15 protein-coding genes and 1 pseudogene are annotated in these 20,814 nt (G+C 71.6%); 7 read left to right on the top strand and 9 right to left on the bottom strand.

What is annotated here, in order from left to right; translation table 11 throughout:
* Positions 1-300: 300 nt before the first annotated feature.
* Positions 301-846, bottom strand: a complete 546-nt coding sequence (locus DVR05_RS08855) for a barstar family protein (RefSeq protein ID WP_198659094.1) — start codon at positions 844-846, stop codon at positions 301-303.
* Between the two features lie 294 nt (positions 847-1,140).
* Between DVR05_RS08855 and DVR05_RS08845 the strand changes: the two are divergent.
* A pseudogene (locus tag DVR05_RS08845) lies at positions 1,141-1,906 on the top strand (transposase family protein).
* A 376-nt stretch (positions 1,907-2,282) separates the two neighbouring features.
* Here DVR05_RS08845 and DVR05_RS08840 read toward each other — a convergent pair.
* Positions 2,283-3,512 (bottom strand): acyl-CoA dehydrogenase family protein, encoded by a 1,230-nt coding sequence (locus DVR05_RS08840; RefSeq protein WP_116245322.1) that lies wholly within the window; start codon positions 3,510-3,512, stop codon positions 2,283-2,285.
* 248 nt (positions 3,513-3,760) lie between these two features.
* Positions 3,761-5,200 carry an XRE family transcriptional regulator gene (locus DVR05_RS08835; protein WP_116245321.1) on the bottom strand — a complete coding sequence of 480 codons (1,440 nt, stop codon included), beginning with the start codon at positions 5,198-5,200 and terminating at the stop codon, positions 3,761-3,763.
* A 217-nt stretch (positions 5,201-5,417) separates the two neighbouring features.
* On the opposite strand from DVR05_RS08835, the gene aceA reads away from it, so the two are divergent.
* Positions 5,418-6,716 carry an isocitrate lyase gene (gene aceA / locus DVR05_RS08830; protein ID WP_116245320.1) on the top strand — a complete coding sequence of 433 codons (1,299 nt, stop codon included), beginning with the start codon at positions 5,418-5,420 and terminating at the stop codon, positions 6,714-6,716.
* Positions 6,717-6,884: 168 nt separating this feature from the next.
* A complete protein-coding gene (locus DVR05_RS08825) occupies positions 6,885-7,709 on the top strand; it encodes a CPBP family intramembrane glutamic endopeptidase (protein WP_116245319.1) in 825 nt (274 codons plus the stop codon).
* Here DVR05_RS08825 and DVR05_RS08820 read toward each other — a convergent pair.
* Together DVR05_RS08820 and DVR05_RS08815 are read right to left on the bottom strand one after the other, a co-directional pair.
* Positions 7,706-8,575: an alpha/beta fold hydrolase gene (locus DVR05_RS08820; RefSeq protein WP_116245318.1), complete on the bottom strand. Its 870-nt coding sequence runs from the start codon at positions 8,573-8,575 to the stop codon at positions 7,706-7,708. The two genes, DVR05_RS08825 and DVR05_RS08820, sit on opposite strands and share 4 nt — an antisense overlap.
* 59 nt (positions 8,576-8,634) lie before the next feature.
* Positions 8,635-9,957 carry an MFS transporter gene (locus tag DVR05_RS08815; RefSeq protein WP_232832040.1) on the bottom strand — a complete coding sequence of 441 codons (1,323 nt, stop codon included), beginning with the start codon at positions 9,955-9,957 and terminating at the stop codon, positions 8,635-8,637.
* Positions 9,958-10,123: 166 nt separating this feature from the next.
* On the opposite strand from DVR05_RS08815, the gene DVR05_RS08810 reads away from it, so the two are divergent.
* On the top strand, positions 10,124-10,825 hold the full coding sequence (locus DVR05_RS08810) for a FadR/GntR family transcriptional regulator (RefSeq protein WP_116245317.1): 702 nt from the start codon (positions 10,124-10,126) through the stop codon (positions 10,823-10,825).
* A gap of 65 nt (positions 10,826-10,890) precedes the next feature.
* On the opposite strand, the gene DVR05_RS08805 is transcribed toward DVR05_RS08810, so the two are convergent.
* Together DVR05_RS08805 and DVR05_RS08800 are read right to left on the bottom strand one after the other, a co-directional pair.
* Entirely contained in the window at positions 10,891-11,658 is a 768-nt protein-coding gene (locus tag DVR05_RS08805; protein ID WP_116245316.1) for an RraA family protein, read from the bottom strand.
* 230 nt (positions 11,659-11,888) lie between these two features.
* A complete protein-coding gene (locus DVR05_RS08800) occupies positions 11,889-12,797 on the bottom strand; it encodes an Lrp/AsnC family transcriptional regulator (protein WP_116245362.1) in 909 nt (302 codons plus the stop codon).
* A 493-nt stretch (positions 12,798-13,290) separates the two neighbouring features.
* Between DVR05_RS08800 and DVR05_RS08795 the strand changes: the two genes are divergently transcribed.
* Complete coding sequence (locus DVR05_RS08795) at positions 13,291-14,814, top strand: LCP family protein (protein WP_116245315.1); 1,524 nt, start codon at positions 13,291-13,293, stop codon at positions 14,812-14,814.
* A gap of 248 nt (positions 14,815-15,062) precedes the next feature.
* Positions 15,063-15,848 carry a hypothetical protein gene (locus tag DVR05_RS08790; RefSeq protein ID WP_116245314.1) on the top strand — a complete coding sequence of 262 codons (786 nt, stop codon included), beginning with the start codon at positions 15,063-15,065 and terminating at the stop codon, positions 15,846-15,848.
* A gap of 285 nt (positions 15,849-16,133) precedes the next feature.
* Here DVR05_RS08790 and DVR05_RS08785 read toward each other — a convergent pair whose 3' ends face one another.
* A complete protein-coding gene (locus DVR05_RS08785) occupies positions 16,134-16,343 on the bottom strand; it encodes a dodecin (protein WP_116245313.1) in 210 nt (69 codons plus the stop codon).
* A 553-nt stretch (positions 16,344-16,896) separates the two neighbouring features.
* On the opposite strand from DVR05_RS08785, the gene DVR05_RS08780 reads away from it, so the two are divergent.
* Positions 16,897-17,097, top strand: a complete 201-nt coding sequence (locus DVR05_RS08780) for a hypothetical protein (protein WP_232832039.1) — start codon at positions 16,897-16,899, stop codon at positions 17,095-17,097.
* 51 nt (positions 17,098-17,148) lie between these two features.
* Here DVR05_RS08780 and DVR05_RS08775 read toward each other — a convergent pair whose 3' ends face one another.
* The gene (locus tag DVR05_RS08775) at positions 17,149-20,682 is read right to left on the bottom strand and encodes a hypothetical protein (RefSeq protein WP_116245311.1); all 3,534 of its coding nucleotides are present in this window, start codon (positions 20,680-20,682) and stop codon (positions 17,149-17,151) included.
* Positions 20,683-20,814 lie beyond the last annotated feature (132 nt).

Here is a 20,814-nt window from a genome sequence, read left to right as displayed (position 1 = left end):
GGATCGCTACAGGGCTGTGATCAGCGCTGATGCACCACGACCCCGACTTTGAAACAGCCCTGCGCGGCGGCGGGGACAAGCAAGGAGTGTCGGGGGTCATGGTGGCAGACGGCGCCGACACACGCCCAAGGGTTCGGCTACCAGCCCAGAGCAGAGCGCGAAAGATCGAGTGACGCGCGGATGCCAAGGCGCGTGCGGCGGCTCCCACGACGGGCTTAGAAATCCACTGACGGAACACCAATCAGCTCCCGCCAGGCAGTGATTCAGGCCCGTAAGAGAAGCCGCCGCACGCCCTGACTGTCAGTCCTCGAATACCAGATGGAGCGGCGGTCTCGGGGAAGACTCGGCCACATACCGCTCCAGTGACTCCCGCAGAGACTCCGCGTCATCGGGAAGAGTCCGCACCAGGTGCGCCCAGCCGGTGAAGCGGAGCGTCCCGGGCAGTTGCACCAGTCCGGTGATCGCGTCCCAGAACGCGTCCCAGTTGTGTCCGTACATGTCCGGGAAGCCCAACTCCTGTTTCAACAGGCGCTGGAGCCCACGGGCTGAGGACACGTCGTGCAGGGCGATCGTCACGTCGAGGACCTCTGCGGAGTCGTTCAGGGTGAAGACCGCCGAGTCCCACGCGCGCAGCACCGCGTCCCGCAGGTGGGAGATCCCCGCTGCGGCCTCGGGGCAGGTTCCAGTCAGCTCTCCCCATCCGACGACATGCACGACCCCGCGAACGGGACCGGTATCGAGGACAGTCCGCTCCAGCGTCGGCCAGTCGCCCCGGGACGCCAGTGGCACCCGTAGGACCGTACCGAGGATGTCCCGGACCTCGCCGTCCTCCGTTTCATCAGACAAATCGATAATCATCGTACTCTCTGAGGAAAATAGATATGAAGGGCCACGAACCTACTTGTAGGTTCCGATGAAGTGGACCGTCTCGTAATGATCCGTTGTGACGTACAACAGTCCGTCGTTGGAGTACAGCAGTCGGGTTCCAGGCTGTTTCGAGCGCTTCTGCATGTTGAGCGTTTTTCATCCTGAAGGTGCAGATCATGGCCCTGCACCAGCCTCCCGAAACCACCCCTGACAGCAAGGAACCCCTGGTAGAGGAGTTTTCGACCAAGAATCCTCGCCCGACCAGGGGGCCCGATGCTGTTGTACTGTGCCGCTCTGCCGTTGTCACGCCGGACCCTGAACCTGGCCGCCCGCACCATCCGCGCCCACCGCGAGAACACCCGCTCCCGGTGGCGGCGCCTGGACCCGGCTCAGCAGGCCCTGCTCGTGTTGGTCCACCTGTACAAGGGCGAGCCATTCGCCCAGGTCGCGGCAGGCTTCGGGGTGGGTACCACGACCGCCTGGCGCTACGTACGCGAGACCACCCGCCTACTCGCCCAGCAGGCACCCACGCTCGAACAGGGGCTACGCCGCGCACGGCGTCACGGGTGGGCCTACGTGATCATCGACGCCCGCCCTGATCGCCTGCGACCGCGCGGGAGCCGACCGCCCCTTCTACTCCGGTAAGCACAAGCAGCACGGCATGAACATCCAGGTCGTCGCGGCCCCGGACGGCGAACCCCTGTGGACCTCGCACTCGCTCCTGGGATCGGTGCACGATGTCAGAGCCGCCCGGGTGTGGAAGATCGCCGAGCGCGTCAGGGCCTCAGGTCTGCTCGGACTGGGCGACAAGGGGTACGTCGGCCTGTCGGAGGTGGTGTTCTGCCCGTTCAAGGGCCGAGGCAAGCCGCGGTGGAAGAAGGACGCCGACTCCGACCACGCCAAGCTCCGCTCACCTGGTGAGCGGGCCATCGCCCAACTCAAGAACTGGGATGTCCTACGCCGGTTGCGGTGCTGCCCGCACCGGGCCGGAGAGATCACCCGAGCCGTGCTCGTACTTCAACTCCGAGAAGCACGATGAAAAGCGCTCAATGTGTCCCGCCCGAGGGGATCACGGATTCCCCACGACCCACGATCTGATCCCCGATGCCCATCACTCACCCTCTGAACTCGCGGCGGCGCTCGTGGACACGGGCTTGCTGTAACCCCCAACGCAGGCCAGGAACCAGAGGAACCTGGTCTCTTGCCTGTCTGCGCTGAGAAGCGTCCGAGCGCCCCTACTAGCCGGGGGCGGTACCACCCCCGTGGTACCGGTCTCAGGGGCGGTACCACTCATCCCCAGGAAGCAGGGAACGGCCGGTAAGTATGGGTAACTCACTGGCCGCTCACGCCCCGAACGCAACCCGTTCGAGATCTAGAACACATATTCGATTACGATGCTCTGACAAGGCAAAACGTCACCTGATGGGCAGCCCGGTGATCGACCGGCCGATGATCAGCTTCTGGATCTCGCTGGCCCCCTCGAAGATGGTGAAGATGGTGGCGTCGCGGTGCCAGCGCTCCACGGGGTAGTCCCGCGTGTAGCCGTTGCCGCCGAGGATGCGCACGGCGTTCTGGGTGACGAACGTGGCCGTCTCGCTGGCGTAGAGCTTGCTCATCGAGCCCTGCGCGTGGTCGAAGTCCTTGCCGTTGCGCGCCATCCACGCGGCCCGCCAGACCAGCAGGCGCGCGGCGTCGATGCGGGTGGCCATCTCGGCGAGGGTGAAGGCCACGCCCTGGTTGTCGCCGATCGGTCGCCCGAACTGCTCGCGCTGCGTCGAGTACTCCAGCGCGTACTCGTAGGCGGCCCGGGCGCAGCCGACCGCCATCGCCCCGACCGTCGGACGCGAGGCCTCGAAGGTCTTCATCGCCGCCTGGCCCTTGGAACGCCTGCCCTCCCGCGCGCGAGCGAGGCGCTCGTCGAGCTTCTCCTTGCCGCCCAGCAGACACGAACCGGGGATCCGCACGTCGTCCAGCACGACCTCGGCGGTGTGCGAGGCCCGGATGCCGTGCTTGGCGAACTTCTGTCCCTGGCTCAGCCCCGGCGTCCCCGGCGGCACGATGAACGTCGCCTGCCCCCGGGAGCCGAACTCGGGCTCCACCGAGGCGACGACCACGTGGACGTCGGCGATACCTCCGTTGGTGGCCCACGTCTTGGTCCCGTTGAGCACCCACTCGTCCTTGGCCTGGTCGTAGACGGCCCGGGTGCGGATCGCCGACACGTCGCTGCCGGCGTCGGGCTCGGAGGAGCAGAACGCGGCGAGCTTGACGTCGTCGGCCGTGCCGAACATCTGCGGCGTCCACTCGAAGAGCTGCTCCTGGGTGCCGTTGGCGGCCACGGACACCGCGGCCAGCCCGGTGCCGGTGATGGCCAGGGCGATGCCCGGGTCACCCCAGTACAGCTCCTCGAAGGCGACCGGGATGCCCAGGCCGCTCGGCTCCAGCCACTGGTTGGCGAAGAAGTCGAGGGAGTACAGGCCGATCTTGGCGGCCTCCTGGATGATCGGCCAGGGCGTCTCCTCCCGCTCGTCCCACTCGGCGGCGGCGGGGCGGATGACGTCGGCGGCGAACCCGTGTGCCCAGTCCCGGACGTCGCGGACGTCCTCGTTCAGTTCCAGGCTGAAGGCGGGCGCGGTGGCCTCACTCATGCGCTTACATCCTTCTGTGCTCCCTCCCGGGGGAGGGTCGGCCGTTAGGTGTTACCAACGGTAACAGGGAGGGTGGACGGGCACAATCGCCGCCCCGGGAGCATCGGACGCACACACGGGCGGGCCGGGGGGACGGCGGGGTGTCGAAGCCGCGCCCCGGGAGCGGCCCGGGCCCGCTGTCCGCACACGCGCGGGGGGCCGGTGCGCGCCACCCGCGCACCGGCCCCCCGCGACCAGCAGTGCCCCCGTCAGTCCCGGCTGTGCTTCTCCAGGAAGGTGTAGACGTCGTGTTCGTCCACGCCCGGGAAGGTCCCCGAGGGCAGGGCGGACAGCACGTGGGAGTGGGCGCGCGCCGACGGCCAGACGTTGCCCTCCCAGCGGGCGGCCAGATCGGCGGGCGGCCGCACGCAGCACTCCCCCGACGGGCAGTTGGACTGGGTGCGGTTGGTGGTCTCGCGGCCGCGGAACCAGCGCGACTCCTTGTAGGGAACGCCGAGGGTGATCGCGAAGTTGCGCTCCCGGCTGGGGTCGACGTGCGCCACGCACCAGTGCGTCCCGTTGGGCTTGTCGGTGTACTGGTAGTAGATCGAGTACCGGTCCGGCGAGGCGAAGACCTGCCGCCCCGACCACTGGCGACACATGCGCTGGCCCTCGATCGCGCCGGTGTCGTCGGTGGGGAAGACCAGGCCGTCGTTCTCGTAGGCCTTGTAGATGATGCCGGTCTCGTCGTTGCGGATGAAGTGGCAGACCAGGTCCAGGTGGCGGTGGGCGAGGTTGGTGAACCGGTGTGCGGCCATCTCGTAGGAGACGGAGTAGACGTCGCGCAGGTCCTCCACCGACAGGTCGCGGGCCTGCTTGGCCTCCTGGAGGTAGGTGACGGCGGTGGACTCGGGGATGAGGACGGCGGCCGCGAAGTAGTTGGCCTCCACACGCTGGCGCAGGAAGTCGCCGAAGTCCTTCGGCTGCTGGTGGCCCAGGATCACGTGGCCCAGGGTCTGGAGCAGGATCGTCCGGGGGCTGTGCATGCCCAGCGAGGTCTCGCGCTTGAGGTAGATGCGCCGGTTGACGTGGTCGGTCAGGGAGCGCACCGAGCGGGGCAGGTCCTGCACGTACCGGAGGGTGAAGCCGTGGTGGGTGGCGATCGCGAGGATCTGCCCCTGGGACAGGGCCCCCGCGCTGTAGTTGACGGCGGCCAGGGTCTCGGCCGCCGCCTTCTCGATGTGCTCGAAGTAGTTGCCGCGCTCGCGCATCTGGCGTCGCAGGTCGGCGTTGGCCCGGCGCGCCTCCTCGGGAGTGGCGGTCGGCTTGGCGCTGCGCCGCCTGAGTTCGTCGTACAGGCCCACGATGTGCTCGAGCACGTCGTTGGGGACCCGCTTGCCGACCTTCAGGTGGGGGAGGTTGAGCTGCTGGTAGAGGGGGTCGCGCTGGGCCTCCTCGACCGCGATCTCCAGCTGCGCGCGGCGGCTCGGCGGCTGCTTGGACAGCAGTTCCTCGACCGAGACGTTGAGGGCGGAGGCCAGGGACGTGAGGAGGGAGAGCTTGGGCTCGCGTTTTCCGTTCTCCAACAGGGACAGCTGCGAGGGGGCACGACCGACGCGTTCTCCCAGGTCAGAGAGGGTGAGTCCACGCGCACGGCGAAGATGACGGAGTCGCTGGCCGAACGTGACGAGATCTAGGTCACCTGTCAAAGACGTTATTTCTTCAGTACCAAAGTACGCCATGCGTTCATAGTACGGAAAGAATCAAGCTTCTTCACACGATTTCGAGTGGAAAACCTGTGGATCTTGCTCAAGAATCATAGTTACCGGCGGGGAACTTACCGCCCAGGGCTCACCCCCGGCCCTGGATCGGCCTCCCTCGACCGGTGCGAACACCTTGGGGACTACACGTAAGGCGGGATCGAACATGGGCACGAGCGCTCGACGTCAGGAAGCCAGCGCCGAACTCCAGCGCGACTGGGAGACCAACCCCCGGTGGGCCGGTATCGAGCGCACCTACTCCGCCGACGACGTGGTCAAGCTGCGTGGCTCCGTCACCGAGGAGCACACTCTGGCCCGCCGCGGCGCCGAGCGCCTCTGGGACCTGCTGCACACCGAGGACTACGTCAACAGCCTCGGCGCCCTCACCGGCAACCAGGCGGTCCAGCAGGTCCGCGCCGGCCTGAAGGCCATCTACCTCTCCGGCTGGCAGGTCGCGGCCGACGCCAACCTCTCCGGCCACACCTACCCCGACCAGAGCCTCTACCCGGCCAACTCCGTCCCGGCCGTCGTCCGGCGGATCAACAACGCGCTCCTGCGCGCCGACCAGATCACCTGGGCCGAGGGTGACGACAGCGCCCCCGAGTGGCTCGCGCCGATCGTCGCCGACGCCGAGGCCGGTTTCGGCGGCGTCCTCAACGCCTACGAGCTGATGAAGGCCATGATCACCGCCGGTGCGGCGGGCGTGCACTGGGAGGACCAGCTGGCCTCCGAGAAGAAGTGCGGCCACCTGGGCGGCAAGGTCCTCATCCCGACCAGCCAGCACGTCAAGACGCTGAACTCCGCCCGCCTGGCCGCGGACGTCGCCGGTGTCCCGAGCCTGGTCATCGCCCGGACCGACGCCCAGGCCGCGACCCTGATCACCAGCGACATCGACGAGCGCGACCGCCCCTTCATCACGGGTGAGCGCACCGCCGAGGGCTTCTACCGCTTCCGCAACGGCGTCGAGGCCTGTGTGGCCCGCGGTCTGGCCTACGCCCCGCACTCCGACCTGCTGTGGATGGAGACCGCGACCCCCGACCTGGAGGTCGCCCGCGACTTCGCCGAGCGCATCAAGGCCGAGTACCCGGACCAGATGCTCGCCTACAACTGCTCGCCGTCCTTCAACTGGAAGCGCCACCTGGACGACGCGACCATCGCGAAGTTCCAGCGCGAGCTGGGCCACATGGGCTACAAGTTCCAGTTCATCACGCTGGCGGGCTTCCACTCGCTGAACTACTCGATGTTCAACCTGGCCAAGGGCTACGCCCAGAACGGCATGACCTCCTACGTCGAGCTCCAGGAGGCCGAGTTCGCGGCCGAGGCCCAGGGCTACACCGCCACCCGCCACCAGCGCGAGGTCGGCACCGGCTACTTCGACTCGATCAGCACGACCATCTCCCCTGAGGCCAGCACCACGGCTCTCACCGGCTCCACCGAGGAAGACCAGTTCTCAGCGGCTCACTGACGCTGGTCTTCGTTCCCCGACGGTCGTCCCTCCCCGCTTTCGTGGCTGGGGCGGGGCGGGACGACCGTCCCCCCCTGGCCGTCGGCCATGCGCGGTCCGTGTCACACGCGCATGGCCGGCGGCCTTTCCCGTGTCCGACTCCCCTCGCGCGTTTCCTAGAGTCGAACCGTGACTGACGAGACCCGTGACACGGCCGCACCGGCCACGAGCGACACCACCGCACCGGCCGCCGACGCGGCCCTCCCCTCCCCGCGCCTGCTGCGCTGGGAGATCGCGACCGTCCTGGCGCTCTCCCTCGGCGCGGCCGCGGTGTCGGCGACCATCCACTTCGTCGGTGCGCTGACCGCGCCGGAGTCCCTGGCCGAGCAGACCGCGACCCTGGTGCGTCCCCGCGCCGACCAGCGCCCCTGGCTGGACCTGACCTGGCAGCTGTACGCGGTGGTGTTCGCGCTCGCGCCCGTCCTGCTCGTCGTGCACCTGCTGCACCGCACCGGGGAGAGCGCCCGCACGGTCGGCTTCGACGTGCGCCGACCCGGGTCCGACCTGGCGCGCGGCGCCGCGCTCGCCACCCTGATCGGGACCGGCGGACTGGCGGTGTACGTGGTGTCCTGGCGGCTCGGCCTGACGGTCACGATCGACCCCAGCACCCTGGACGGCAACTGGTGGGACACCCTGGTCCTGGTGCTCCAGGCCGCCAAGAACGGCGTGCTGGAGGAGGTGGTCGTGGTCGGGTACCTGCTGCACCGGCTGGGCCAGCTCGGCTGGTCGCCCTGGCGCGCGGTCCTGGTCAGCTCGGTCCTGCGCGCCTTCTACCACCTGTACCAGGGCGTGGGGATGTTCTTCGGCAACCTGGTGATGGGTGTGGTCTTCGGCTGGTTCTACCACCGCTACGGGCGGGTGATGCCGCTGGTGGTGGCGCACACGCTCATCGACGTCGTCGCCTTCGTCGGCTCGGTGCACCTCATCGGTCGGCTGGACTGGCTCCCCGTCTAGGCCGCCGCCCGCTCCAACAGGACGGACAGGATCCGCCCGGCCTCCGTCCACAGCACCGCGCCGCCGACCCCGGGGACCACGTGCAGCTCGGCGCCGGGGATACGCGAGGCCAGCGTGGCGCCGTTGTCCGGTGAGTGGACTGTGTCCTCGGCGCCGTACCAGAGGTCGACCGGCTCGGTCACGGCCGCGGGGTCGAAGGACCAGCGGCCCATCGCCAGCACGGTGTCGCGGGCGTAGCCGTCCCCGCCCCCGGCGAACCCCTCCTCCAGCGCGGCCAGGTAGGCGGCCTCGAACGCGGGGGAGCGGTAGACGGCCAGGTCGCTGTCGGGCGCTCCGCCCGTGACCATCGACCACATCGCCTCGGGGCCCAGGCCGCGGAGGAACGACCGCGCGCCCTCCGGGTCGGCGGCGACGCGGTCGACCAGGGAGCGCAGGTCGTCGGGGAGGGCGTCGGCGAAGGCGGGGTGTGCCACCTCGTCGGCCGCCGACACCAGCGCCGCCGGTCCCGTGACACCCGCCACGGTGCAGGCCAGGGCGAACGGCGCGCCCTGGGAGTTGCCGACGACCGGAGGGCGCCCCAGCCCGCGGCGCCGGGCCAGATCGGCGATGTCGTCGGCGAAGTCCGCGAAGGTGTGCCCCGGGTCGGGCGAGGACGCGCCCAGCCCCGGGCGGTCGACGGAGACCAGACGGACGCCGAGCGCCTCGGCCGCACCCGCGCCGATCCCCAGACGCCGACTCGTGGCGGCACCGGGGACGAACAGGACGGGGTGGCCGTCCCGCGGCCCCCACTCGGCCCAGGCCAGTGTGCGGCCGTCGGTCAGTACGGTCTCTCCGAGGCGCTCGGGAGCGGTGACGTAGGTGTCCATGTGGGGTATTTTCATCGACCTTGTACGTATTTTCACGCTGTTTTCGCGGTGGGCGCGGGCTAGCCGGGCCGACGCGGGTCCGTCCCGGCCGCTCCCGTCGGGGACGCGGCCCCGACCGATCGCCGAGGCTCCCGCTCGGCGATGGCGTCCTCCAGGTAGCGGGGGCGGCCCAGCAGGAGACCGACGGACACGTTGACCGCGACCAGGCCCAGCACCAGGGCCAGCGGCGCACGCCAGTCGCCGGACAGCTCGTGCAGCAGTCCGAACAGGAACGGCCCGGCGCCCGCCATGAGGTAGCCCAGGCTCTGGCTGGACGCCGACATGGCGGCGGTGCCCTCGCCCGTACGGGTGCGCAGCGCGAAGACGGTCAGGGCGTAGACGAAGCTGCCCATGCCCACGCCGATGAAGGTCGTCCAGACCCACACCCCGGACATCGGGGAGAACCACATCCCGCCGAGCCCGATGAGGTAGGCGAGGGCGAACACGCCGACGAACGGGCGCTGGTCGCGCACGCGGGTCAGCAGGGTCGGCAGGATCAGCGACATCGGGACGCCGAGCGTGGCCAGGTAGGACAGGGCCAGGCCGGCGGTCTGGGCGTCCATCCCCTGGTCGCGCAGCATCTGCGCGTACCAGCCGAACATGATGTAGGCCACCGAGGACTGCGTCCCGAAGTACAGCACGCTCTGCCAGCCGATCGCGGTGCCCAGGACCTCGCGCACGCCCAGCCCGCGCCCCTTGCGGCCACCGCGCTGACCGTGCCTCAGGACGAGCAGCCACGGCAGGACGGCCACGATCCCGAACACGGCGAAGGAGCCGAGGGCGATCCTCCAGTCCCCCGTGGCCTGCTCCAGCGGAACGGTCGCGGCGGCGGCCAGTGCGGTCCCGGCCGCGAGCGCGGTGGTGTACACCGTCGTCATCAGACCGACCCGGTGGGGGAAGTGGTACTTGACGAGGGCGGGCAGGATGACATTTCCGATCGCGCCACCGGCCAGTGCGACGACGCTCAGTGCGAGGAAGGGCCAGGGGCTGGGCGCCGCCGCTCGCCCGACGAGGCCCACCACCAGCGCCACCAGCGCGTACACCAGGAGGTGGTGGTCGCCCAGCCGGCGCGCCAGGGTGGGGGTGAGACCGCCGAACAGGGCGAAGCACAGGACGGGAAGCGTGGTCAGGACGCCCGCGCCCACCGCGGTCATGCCCAGGCCCGCGGTCACCTCGTCGAGCACGGGGCCCACGCTGGTGATCGCGGTGCGCAGGTTGAGGGCGGCCAGCCCGATACCGGCCGCGACCAGCAGGGGAACCGCCCACCGGGAACGCGAAGGAGCGGTCTCCCGTTCCGGGTGACCGCTCGTCGGCGTCTTCAGTGGAGCTGGCGCGGCGCCCATGCGAAGTGCCTCACAAATTCATAGGATGACCCAATGTGCTTCATGAGGATAACGCATTGCCGTTCACCGACGATTCCGCGCCCCGACTGGTCTAAGCTCCCGCCTAACCGATCCGAACACGCGCACTCGCCCTGTCATCCGGCGACCCGCCCCTAGGAGGAAAAGCGTGCCCCTCGCCTCGACACGCCGGACCGGTCTCGTGGACCAGGTCATCAGTCAGTTACGAGCCCAGATCGACTCGGGGGAATGGGGCGTCGGCGACCGCATCCCCACCGAGTCCGAACTCTCCGAACAGCTCGAGGTCGGCCGCAACACCGTCCGTGAGGCCGTCCGCGCCCTCGCCCACGCGGGTCTGCTGGAGATCCGCCAGGGCGCCGGGACCTTCGTCCGCGCCTCCAGCGAACTGGGCGGAGCGCTGCGCCGCCGCCTGGAGCGCTCGCGGCTGCGCGAGAACCTGGAGGTCCGCCGCGCGCTGGAGGTCGAGGCCGCGCGCCTGGCCGCGCTGCGCCACAGCGACGAGGACATGGCCGACATCGACCGCGCCATGGACCTGCGCGAGGAGGCCTGGCGGGCCCGCGACATGAGCGCGTTCGTGGAGGCGGACTTCACCCTGCACCGGGCGGTGGTCAACGCCACGCACAACACCCTGCTCATCGACCTGTACGACGACATCGCGCAGGTGGTCTACGCGAGCATCGCGCACACCGCCTACGAGCAGAACGAGGAGGCCGCGGGGCAGCCCTCCACGGCCTCCGAGGGGATCGACCACTCCAAACTGGTCGAGGCGGTCCGGGCGGCCGACCCGACGGCGGCGGCCCGTGAGGCGACCTGCTACATCGACGAGCTGATCTCCCTGGCCGAGGACTGAGACGGGGTCCGCCCACCCGGCGGGCCCCGGACCGTGCCCGGGGCCGCGTGTGCGCTCCGCGGCCGTCAGTCGCCGCCGTAGACGTCGCCCGCGACCCGCCGGGAGGTCGCGACGCCGGGCCGGAGGGCCGAACGGCCGTCGGCGCCGCGCGCGGCCTGGTCGAGACGGGTGGCGCGGGAGCGCGTGCGCCCGCCGCCCCGCACGGCGTCGCGGTCGGCCGAGCCCTCCCACCCCGAGACCCGTGAGGGGTCCAGGCCGAGCAGGTCCAGCGTGCTCTCCCCCGCGTGCACGGCGTCGACGAGGGCGCGGTCACGGGTGATGCCGCTCACGGTGTCGGCGATGATCGCGCTGACCTGGCCGCGCGGCAGGCACACCACGCCGTCGTCGTCGGCGACGACCCAGTCGCCCCGGCGGACGGGCAGGGGCCCCGGCCCACCGGCGGTCGACATGCTGATCTGCTGTCCGATCGCCCCTCCGGCCTCGTGCCCGGCCTCGCGCACGGCGACCCCGGCGCTGAAGACCGGCAGCTCGCTGTGGGCGATGGCGGCGATGTCGCGCACACAGCCGTCGAGCACGATGCCCACGACGCCGCGTGCGCGCGCGGCCACGGCGATGATCTCGTCCACGTACCCGTACTCGGGTTCGCCCGCCACGTCCACAACCAGCGCGGAGCCGGTCGGCGCCTGGGCGATGGCCACGTGGATGGCCAGATTGTCCCCGGGGACGCAGCGGACCGGGAAGGCGGTCGCGGCGAACGCCGCCCCCGGCCAGACCGAGAACAGGTGCGTCCCGAACGGGCGGCCTCCGTTCCTGGCCAGTGCCGCCGTGCCCACCGCCGTCAACGTCCTCGCAAGCGCCACGTCAGCCTCCCACTACACCCGCGCCTGGTGCGGTCGGCTCACGCCGACCCGTATCCATACTCACGGGTAACTTAAGCGTGACGCAAGACATACGCCCCGGAAACACGTAAAAATGTTACCGGCGGTTACATTCGAGCCGTGTCGGGCGCGCACACCCCGGACGGGAGGTCCGAGAACGTGCGCGCCGGACCTCGGCACGGGGGTCAGACGGGAACCCACCCGGACGGACGCTCGCCTCCACGGCGCTCCTTGCGTACCGACAGGTGGTCCCACGTCTCCACGTGGGCCACTCCCGGGGCGACCCGGACCCCCTCCAGGGCCTCCACCAACTGGTGGCGGTCGGGCGCGGTGAGCGTCCCCACCACGTCGTAGCGCCCGAACCCGCTGGCCAGGAAGGACATCCGGGGCATGTTGGCCAGGGCCGCTCCCACGGCCTCGGCGTCCCCCCGGCACCGCAGTCCGAAGCCGAGCTGTTCGTTGGCCCCCACGGCCGACGGGTCCACGATCGCGGTGACGTGCACCACCCCCGAGTTGAGCAGCCGCACCACCCGGGAGCGGGCCGCCGCCTGCGACAGCCCCACCTGGCGTGCCAGGTCCGCGTACGAGGCGCGGCCGTCCCTGAGCAGTTGGCGCACCAGGCGCCAGTCCAGGGCGTCCAGCTCCACGTCCCGCAGTTCCCGCACGCTGCTGTGGGCGTCCTTGAACACGGCGTTGGCCCGGAAGACCTCCGCCCCCTCCACGCCCGGCAGCGCGCGCAGCTCCGCCAGCTCCTTGGTGAGTGCCCCGTCGTCGGCCACCCTCACCTGCGCGACGGCCGGAAAGCGCCCGGCCGAGTGCGCGGCGAAGGTCACGGCCTCACGCTCGTCCAGGGCCTCCATCAACGGCCCCACGGGCCCGTTCACCCGGAAGGAGACGTGGCCGAGGACCTCCATGCCGACGACCCCGGCGTGGAGGACGCCCACGATCCTGATCGCGCCTGAGTGCACCAGCTGGCGCACTCTGGCGCGCACGGCCGTCCGGGACAGGCCGACCCCGTCGGCCAGCGCCTGGAACGTCGCTCTGCCGTCCCCCTGCAACGCGCGCATCAGCGCCACGTCAACCGCATCGAGCACGATGGTGCCTTTCATTCCCATGACGTCGCCCTTCCCCCGGACGACGCCCCCTCCTGCGGCCAGATCATCGCAGTTGTCGCGCCGGTTCACTACTGATCGCCAAAGAAATCGACGGTTTCACCCCTTTGATCGACCCGAAAGCACCACCCAACCCCCCACCGACGACCTCTCGACGACATAACAGACTTGTATAGAACATCCCTAATGAGGCGGCCTCCGTGCGCACAAGTCCGGCAAAGCGCCACACTGAACTCACGGGCGCGTCGCACGCCCGCACGGGGGACCGCTTCCCGCGCGCGTGCGAGGCGCCGTGTGACCTGTCCGAAGGCGCGAACCGCCCCCGGGGGAACGGGGCCGCGCCCTCGTACGTGTACGTGACGGAGGCGTTCGGGCCGACCCCGGGCGTCGCGAGCGCGTCCTCCGCCCAGCGACCGCGGCGGACGCGACCACATGGGGCGGAGACCTCCGCCCCACGGCTGGAGAGGAATCGCCGGTGGCAGCCGAAGAAGACCAGCGGGAAGAGGCGCCCGCGCGACCGGGCACGGGGCGGGCCCTGCTGTGGACCGCCGCGTCACTCCCCCTGCCGGGCGTGGCCCACCTGCGCATGGGATTCCGGCGGGCGGGACTGACGATCCTGGGCACGTATCTGCTCGGCGTCGTCGCGCTCGTGGTCTGGGGGGTGTGGCTCTCGGCCAACGACACCAGCACCGCGGCCATCCTCGCCGGTATGGCCGTTCAGAACAGGTGGCTCACGGCGGCCATGATCACGGTGTTCGTGGTGGCGGTGCTGTGGCTGTCGATCATCGTGCACTCCTGGGCGATCACCCGGCCCGAGGAGGCCCCGCTCGGCCGGCGGCTGCTCAGCGGGGTCGTCGTCACCGCCCTGTGCCTGACGGTCGCCCTGCCCGCGGCCCTGGCGCTGCACGGCGGGTACACGACGCAGCGCACCCTGTCCACGGTCTTCGGCGCGCCCCAGCCCGACGACGAGCCGCACAACGCCGCCGACCCCTGGAACGGCGCCGAGCGGATCAACGTGCTGCTCATCGGCGCCGACTCCGCGGACAACCGCTACGGCGCGCGAACCGACTCGATGATGGTCGCCAGTGTGGACACCGAGACCGGCGACACGGTGCTCATCGGCCTCCCCCGCAACCTGGAGAACGCGCAGTTCCCGCCGGGCACCGCCCTGGCCGAGCGCTACCCCGCCCCCTACGGCTTCGACGACCTGCTCAACGAGGTCTACCAGACGGTCGCCGAGGAGCCGGAGACGCTGGCGATCAACCCGGCCGTGGCCGACCCGTCCGCCGACACCCTCAAGACCGTCATCGGCTACAACATCGGCCTCGAGGTCAAGTACTACGCCATGGTCGACATGATGGGGTTCCGCGACCTGATCGACGCGGTCGGGGGGATCGAGGTCCTCATCGAGGAGCCGATCCCCTACGGCGTGCACGGCGGGGTGCTGGAGCCCGGCCTCCAGCGCCTGAACGGCCACGAGGCGCTCTGGTACGGGCGTTCCCGGGTGCTGTCCGACGACTACGGCCGGATGGGCCGCCAGGGCTGCATGATCAAGTACGTGGCCGAACAGGTCGACCCGGCGACCGTCCTGACCAGCTACCGGCGGTTGGCGGGCGCGACCGAGCGCACGCTGAGCACGGACATCCCCCAGACCAAGGTCCCCGCGTTCATCGAGCTCGCCGACACCGTCACCGACACCGGCTCGATGAGCACCCTCCAGCTCTCCCCGCCCCAGGTGAACACGGCCCACCCGGACTGGGAGGCCGTGCGCGGCCTGGTCGCGAGCGCCATCGGCGGACAGGCGGAGGACGACGGGCTCCCCGCCGACCCGTCCCCCTCCGCCTCCCCGTCGATCGAGGACCCCGTCCAGGGGGAGACCGAGCCCGAGGAGGACCGGACCGAGTGGCAGGAGTACACCGGGCTGGACGAGCCCTCCCCCGCCGACCCCGGACGCCAGGTCGGCACCGACCCCAGCGACCTGGACGCCCTGTGCCCGTGACTCCCGTCCGCGACTGACCGCGCCCGTCCGCGATCGGCGGCGGCACGGTCGCGCGGGCACGGCCGCGGGCACCGGCCGCACCAAGCACGGTTCACGGTCCCGTCCGGCCGACTCCAGCACAACGCACGGTTCACGGAATGAGTCGGCAACGGCGGAAATGCGCGGGCCCCCTGCGTGGTTGAGGTTCTACCAGTGTCCCTCGCCGGGTCCGCGCGCGGGCCCGGCGCACGAGTGCGGAAGGTGGGGAGATGGCGGACGCATCGCGCCGGTCCGGCCGCTGGAACGGACTGGTCCTCTCCGCGGCGATCCTGGTGGCGCTCACGGTCGTCATCGTCCTGGCCGCGCGCTGGGTGGTCGAGCACACCGGAGGCCAGGGGGTCTCGGCGCCCTGGGGGCCGGAGTGCTCGGCGTGGGTGGGTGAGGAGCGCTTCTCCCTCGACCGGGACCAGGCACGGCGCGCGACCACCGCCGCCGCGGTCGCCGTCCAAGGGGAGGACGCCCCCGTCGAGGCGCCCGACACCGGCGACATCCCCCCGCAGGTGCTGACCGTGTTGGCGGAGGGGTCGCCGGACGAACCGGGGCCGTCGCTCACCTGCCGGTCCACCAACGACCAGGGACTGGAGGTCCAGGAGGAACTGGAGCCCTCGGGGCTCACGGCGCGCGCGGAGAACCTCAGGGACGGGATGGAGGGGGTCTTCGCCGACCTGAGCCTGGGCGGATTCCTCCCGGGCGGCTACGACACCGGGCACGGCGACGACTCGGCGCACTACGAGGGCCGGGCGATCGACATCTTCTACCGGCCGGTCAGCGAGGACAACCGGCGCGCCGGATGGGTCATGGCGCACTGGCTGATCGCGCACGCGCCCGACTACGACGTGGCCGTGATCATCTTCGACGACCGGATCTGGAGCACCTTCTACCCGTCGCTGGGCTGGCGCGTCTACGAGGCCGACCCCGACAACGAGATCCTGCGCCACCTGGACCACGTGCACGTCGACGTCCAGCGCGGCGCCGACCCCTCCGACGCGGGCTGACCCGGCGGTTCGGCGTCCGCGGCGGAGCGCTCCGGGGGCTCACGGCCTCGGTGCTCCGGGGCTCGGTGGCACGCGGGCGCGAGGCGACCGGCGCGCGAGGGCGCACAGACCGCCCGGCGCGGCGCCCGGAGAGCGCGGAAGGCTCGGGATCACCGAACCGGAGGCTCCCCGGACACCGGGGTTCCGGGCACGGTGCCCGGGACCCCCGGCGGGGCCTTCGGCTCGGTCCGCCAGACGGAACCGGTGGCGGCGCGTGCGCTGGACCCGGTCCTGGCGGGCCCCCGCTCAGTCCTCCAGGCGGAACCCGACCTTCATCCCGACCTGGTAGTGCGCGATCACACCGTCCTCGATGTGCCCGCGGATCTCGGTGACCTCGAACCAGTCCAGGCCCCGCAGCGTGTCCGAGGCCCGGTCGATGCCGTTGCGGATGGCCTGGTCGACCCCCTGCGGTGAGGTTCCGACGATCTCCGTGACGCGGTACGTGTGGTGGGACATGAGCGACCCCCTGCGTTGTCCGTTGCCCGGTCGCGCGAACGCGACCCCCCGTGTCACTGCCTCCCCGTGTTCCCCTCCCATCACACCGACCGCACCCACGCGCCATCGACCGTGTCCGGCGGCCCCGGTCGTGCGGCTTTGCCGTTCCCTGAGGCGGTCCCCACCCCTGTTTGGCGCGGCGTTGACCCCGTCGCGGCGCCGTTCCGAGCACGCGGGCACCACATCATGGGCGAAGTGTCAGATTGGTCCTGACCTGGGACTTAAGACCTTCGATTGGTGGGACTCTCCCGAGACAACGTCGTAACTCACTCTTGACGTACCCCGGGGGGCCTCGGTGTACATTGGGGTCTAGCGCTTCGGTCCCCCGTCGGAGCGCGCGGCGATGTTTCGAGCCCCCGTCGGAACATCGTGAGCGACGCCGGGTGGTTTGCCCCCGTAGCCACCCGGCGTCGCCCTTTTCTCCGCCGACTTCGGCGACGACAACCGATCGTGACCGAGGCTTGACCATTCGGGCCGCGTATCCCGCTGGGGGTCAGAATTGGGTAATCCGGCCGTGGAACCGCGCTGCTCCCGCCGTGGCTGCCAGGCGGACGCCGTCTGGGCGCTGGTGTGGAACAACCCGAAGCTGCACACACCCGACCGCCGCAAGGTGTGGACCGCCTGCGAGGAGCACCGCGAGTACCTGTCGAACTTCCTCGACATCCGGGGGTTCCTGCGCGAGGTCGTCCCCCTGGACGAGTACCGGAGCCGCTGACCTCCCGGTCCGGTCCCGGGTGGGGGCGCCGTCCACACCCCCACCCGGAGCTCATCCGACGGCGATCCGCCAGGCCTCGTGCCGCACCGCGTCGTCTCCGATCTCCCCGGCGAGGGTGAGCAGATCCGGCCAGGGCGCGGGCCACGCCGAGACACCGCCGACCCTTCTGACCAGCTCCACGTAGAGCAGACCGATCGCCGTCCGGTCACGTCCGTCGGCACTGACGGCCGCCGCGCGCACCTTCCGCAGCACGGCCTCCAGCACCTCCGGGGTGACGGCCGGGTCGCCGCCGTACCCGACCACGGACGTGACCAGCCGGTGCAGGTCCGCTTCCCGCCACGAGGGCGCGGCGGCCAACAGCCGGGCGGCGAGCGTCAGCCGTCCGGCCAACCACGGCGCGGAGGGAGATCCGTCCGAGCGGCGGACACCGCGCTGGAGCACGGCCTCCACGAGCTCGACGGCCAGGTGGGCGCACTCGGGACGCTCCGCCAGCCTGGCGAACACGAGGTTCGCCTGGTCGCGGAGCACCGTGTCGTCCTCGGGGGAGGTGCGGCGGAGCCGGGCCAGGAGTGCCACCGCCTCGGCCAGCCGGTGGTAGGCGGTATCCGACGGGGGCCGGGTGACCGTCGCGACACCGTGCTCCGGGCCGGGAACCGCCGCGAGCAGCCGGGTGATGACCTCGCCGAGGCGGTCCCGGCCCCGCCCCCGCAGCACCGTCTCGGTCAACGCGCCCACCGTGCGGTGCCAGGGAAAGCCCGGATCGCACGCGCGCTCGACAATCCCGTCGAGCGCGTCCTCCCACCAGGGCGCCCACCGGTTCGCCCTCCGGAGTACCCGCGGGCTCTGCCGCTCCAACGGGGGAAGGGAGGCGACCACCGCCGCCATCCGGGCCCGCTGGTCCCGGGGGCACGTGAGGGGGTCGGCGCCGAGCACGGCGGCCTGCGCCTCCTCGTCGGTGAAGCCGGGGGCGTGCTCGGCCAGGGCGGCCGGTGCGGCCGGGTGGTCGCAGGCACGCATGAGGGCGCCCGCGACCGCCGCGCGGACGTCCCGGTGCAGGGCCCCGGCGGCGAGCACCCGCGCCAGCGCCTCGACCGCGCCCGGCGGTCGGTGGTGTTCGAGCAGGCGGGCAGCGATCTTGCGCACGGCCACCTTGGCCGGTCCGTCCAGCGCGCCGATGAGGATCGGTCCCAGGCGGGAGGGTGCCACGCGCACGGCGCACCGCGACAGCGCGGGTCCGGCCGCCCTGGACTGGGGGCCGCCGCTGTGGGCCAGGATCGTCCCCAACGCGCGTTCGGGCTCGTCGCAGCCGCCGAGCGCGCCCAGGGCGGCCTCGCGCAGCACGATGTCGTCGCCATCCAGGAAGGGAGCGAGCCGGTCGACGGCCCCCGGGAGGCGGCCGAGCTGGCGGATAGCGGCCTCCCGGTCGTCGGGAACGCCCCCGGTGTCGGCGGCGACCGCCGCCAGGTGCTCGCCGATCCACTCACGCGCCCGCTCCGGCCAGTTCCGGGCGAGGGCACCGATGACCTCCGGAACCCACGCCCGCCCGCCGTCCGGGCGGGGCAGCCCCACCCGGGTCAGACGACGGACCAGCGACGCGGGGTCCGCCGAGCGGACCAGGGTTCGCCACACCGCGGGAACCGCCGCGGACTCGGGGCGGTAGGCGAAGAGCTCGAAGGCGCGGGAGCCGCGTTCGGGTCCGGCCAGGTACAGCCGCGCGGCCCGGTCCGCGTCCCGCGAGGCGGGGTCGTGCAGGAACACACCGGCCAGACGGCGCCGGAACGCATCGCCCAGGTGAACCGCCCTGCCGCCCAGTTCCTCCACCAACCGGGCCAGGACCGCGTGATCGCCGCGATCGCGTGCCGCGTCCAGGTATGGGAGGAGCCGCCGGTACAGGTCGTGTTCACAGCCCGGTGGCAGAACCTGGTCGAGGTGGAGCTCCAGCTGAGCACGGGGGGCGCCGCGGTAACGGCGTGACCACCAGGGCGTCCCGTGCCGCAGCCGGTCGGGGTCGCCGAACCCGTCAGGGCCGAACGCCTCTGCCAGCCGTGCGTACACCTCCACGCCCCAGCGCCGGACCGCGCCCTCGGCGGAGGTGTCCGGATGCCGCAGCAGCCGCGCGGCCAGGTCGCGCAGCGCCCGCCGGGTGTCCGCGGAGGTGTCACGGGCCGTCACGGTGTGGTCGAGGAGCTGGTCGAGGACGTCCGTGGTGGGGGTTCCCGCACCGCCGTGCCGGGGCTCCCCGTGCGCGGATCCTCCGGGTCCCGCCCCGGCACGGACCGAGGTGTCCGCGTCCAGGAGCCCAGCCGCCCGGGTCAGCGGCACGGGACGCACCCGGCACAGCGCCCGCAACAGGTCCCGCCGCACGGGGTCGCGTTCGGCGCGCAGCCGCGCGACGCGTTCGGTGAGCACGCCGCGCAGCAGGTCGGCCTCGCCCGTCCTCGCCGTGGCCGCCACGAGCGCGGCCAATCCCCTGGCCCGCCGCCCGGCGTCACCGGAGGAGGCCGCCAGGGACAGCTCGTCGACCACCTCGTCGTGGGGAAGGAACGCGAGCACGTCCAGGTCCGCGTGAGGGTCGGTGCCCTTGGGAGCTTCGGCCTGGAGCCGCCTGACCCGCTCCAGCAGGTCACGGGCCTCGGTCTCCACCAGCTCCGGAGGAAGCAGGTCGAGGTAGAACGCGGCTCCCGCGCCGAACCTCGCGGGCCGGGGCCGCACGGCGCGCTCCAGGTACTCGCGCCGCACGGACCAGGGCATCGCCCGCAGGACGCGCCCAGCAGTGTCCGGGGCGTACGTCATGAGCCTGCGGAGGGACCGGATGTTGCGGCTCCCGTCGGGAAGCACCGGGTAGGGGGCCGGATAGTGCCAACGGTCCCCTTCGGCGTGGATCACCCGGGTCGCGTGCGCGAACCCGAAGCGGCGGGGGTCGGACGGCCCCACCAGTTCCGCGACGGCCTCGGGTCGGATCGGGTCGAGGGCGCGCAGGGCCCGTCGCCAGTCGCGGGTCAGCGACTCACGGGGGGTGACGTCGGACAGCATGCCCAGGAGGGCGTCCGGGTGGCGTCGGGCCAGCCGCCGCCAGGAGCGCACGGCGTGGGCGAGGTCGGGCAGGCGGCGCGCCACCACCGCCGTCGAACAGGCCGGGAGCAGGGCGGCGGCCTCGGCGTCACCGTACTCGTGTCCGACCCGGTCGAGGAGCCGCTCGGCCAGCGCGGCGCGGCGTCCGTCGTAGAGGGTGCGGTACAGCGCCCGACGCAGGCCCGTGGGGGCGTCCGCCAGCGCGGGAGGGACCGCCTCGTCGGGCACGGGGATGACGCGGACCGCGCGCAGGGCGGCGCGGCGCAGTTCGTGGTCGGGACCGGCCAGGTGGCGGGCGACGGTGTCGGTGTCGCGGGCGGCGATGGCCATGTGCAGGGCGATACGCGCGTGACCGTCGGATTCGAGCCGCCGGAGGATCCCGGAGAGGTGGGGTGTGCCCGCGTGGTCGCGGGCGTAGAGCGCCAGGCGCCGCATTCGGGCGGCGGGGGCGGTGTGGTCGAGGGACTGGAGGAGCGGGACGGCCGACGCGTGCGTCGGCTGGGTGGGGCTCAACGGCCCGGGCGGAGACCGCCCTTCCTGATCGTCATGGCCGACATCTTGGACCACGGGGCCGGTGCTCCGCAAGTGCGGTGGTGGGAGGGGGTGGGACGGATCCTGGCACCTCTGCCACCGGATGCCCGTCCA

Origin of the sequence: Nocardiopsis sp. FIRDI 009 (genome assembly GCF_003386285.1) — a bacterium.
GTDB lineage: Bacteria > Actinomycetota > Actinomycetes > Streptosporangiales > Streptosporangiaceae > Nocardiopsis.
Note: the sequence above shows the minus strand (reverse complement) of the source record. Positions and strands in the feature narration are given on the sequence as shown.

Coding starts and splice junctions, on each gene's coding strand:
- DVR05_RS08785 (WP_116245313.1), bottom strand. CDS start 16,343: ATGTCCCACCACACGTACCGCGTCACGGAGATCGTCGGAACCTCACCG.
- aceA (WP_116245320.1), top strand. CDS start 5,418: ATGGGCACGAGCGCTCGACGTCAGGAAGCCAGCGCCGAACTCCAGCGC.
- DVR05_RS08790 (WP_116245314.1), top strand. CDS start 15,063: ATGGCGGACGCATCGCGCCGGTCCGGCCGCTGGAACGGACTGGTCCTC.
- DVR05_RS08815 (WP_232832040.1), bottom strand. CDS start 9,957: ATGGGCGCCGCGCCAGCTCCACTGAAGACGCCGACGAGCGGTCACCCG.
- DVR05_RS08820 (WP_116245318.1), bottom strand. CDS start 8,575: ATGGACACCTACGTCACCGCTCCCGAGCGCCTCGGAGAGACCGTACTG.
- DVR05_RS08840 (WP_116245322.1), bottom strand. CDS start 3,512: ATGAGTGAGGCCACCGCGCCCGCCTTCAGCCTGGAACTGAACGAGGAC.